The organism is Bradyrhizobium sp., from assembly GCF_016462955.1.
GTDB lineage: Bacteria > Pseudomonadota > Alphaproteobacteria > Rhizobiales > Xanthobacteraceae > Bradyrhizobium.
Map to the genome: position 1 here is coordinate 1 of NZ_JAEMSD010000031.1, position 1,133 is coordinate 1,133.

Annotated in this window: 2 protein-coding genes; both read left to right on the top strand. The window is 63.8% G+C overall.

Annotated features, from left to right (window positions below; genetic code table 11):
- The coding region (locus JHD07_RS05750) for a hypothetical protein (RefSeq protein WP_291619920.1) at positions 1-319 on the top strand (319 nt) is incomplete at its 5' end.
- A partial coding sequence (locus JHD07_RS05755) for a thiamine pyrophosphate-binding protein (RefSeq protein WP_291619922.1) occupies positions 316-1,133 on the top strand: 818 nt, incomplete at its 3' end. The genes JHD07_RS05750 and JHD07_RS05755, both read left to right, overlap by 4 nt.

Below are 1,133 nucleotides of genomic sequence, written 5' to 3' on the forward strand. Positions count from 1 at the left end.
CCGGTTCTCCAATTTACCTCTCGCCGAAGCTGGGGAACATCGCTACACTGCCGAAATCGCGCAAAAACGGTCGCATTGCCTTGACATCCAGGGTTTGGCCGCTATGTTTCGCGCAACCTTTGGGAAGCCCAGCGCCCGCCATGCGAAATATTATTACCAAACTCCTTATCGCCGTCGTACCCAGGCACACCGCCGGGGATGGCTAGCTGCCATCCACAAGACAGGCGGTGTGCATGGGCCCTCTTCGGGGCCTTTTTTATTTCCCGAACCCGACACGAACGAAGCCGCTGACAACAGCGCATCCGGAGTAAGCCAATGAACGACAAGAGCCACGATCCGAACCAGATGACAGGCGCTGCGATGATCGTCCGCGCGCTCATCGACCACGGCGTGACCGACATCTTCGGCTATCCCGGCGGCGCGGTGCTTCCGATCTATGACGAGATCTTCCAGCAGAGCGAGGTCCAGCACATCCTGGTCCGCCACGAGCAGGGTGCCGGCCACGCCGCCGAGGGTTATGCGCGCTCGACCGGCAAGCCGGGCGTTGCGCTGGTCACCTCCGGTCCCGGCGCCACCAACATGGTGACGCCGCTGACGGATGCCCTGATGGACTCGATCCCTCTGGTCTGCATCTCCGGCCAGGTGCCGACGCATCTGATCGGCAACGACGCCTTCCAGGAATGCGACACCGTCGGCATCACGCGCCCCTGCACCAAGCACAATTGGCTGGTGCGGGACGTCAACGATCTCGCGAAGGTGCTGCACGAAGCCTTCTATGTCGCGACCTCCGGCCGTCCGGGTCCGGTGCTGGTCGACGTGCCCAAGGACGTCCAGTTCGCGACCGGCACATATCATCCGCCGCGCAAGTCCGACGTGCACCGTTCCTACGCGCCGCGCGTGAAGGGCGATGCGAGGCAGATCCGCAAGGCGGTCTCGCTGCTCGCGAATGCGAAGCGTCCGGTGATCTACAGCGGCGGCGGCGTCATCAATTCCGGCCCCGAGGCGACCAGGCTCTTGCGCGAGCTGGTCGAGGTCACGGGCTTTCCGATCACCTCGACGCTGATGGGCCTCGGCGCCTATCCGGCGTCGGGCAAGAACTGGCTCGGCATGCTCGGCATGCACGGCACCTACGA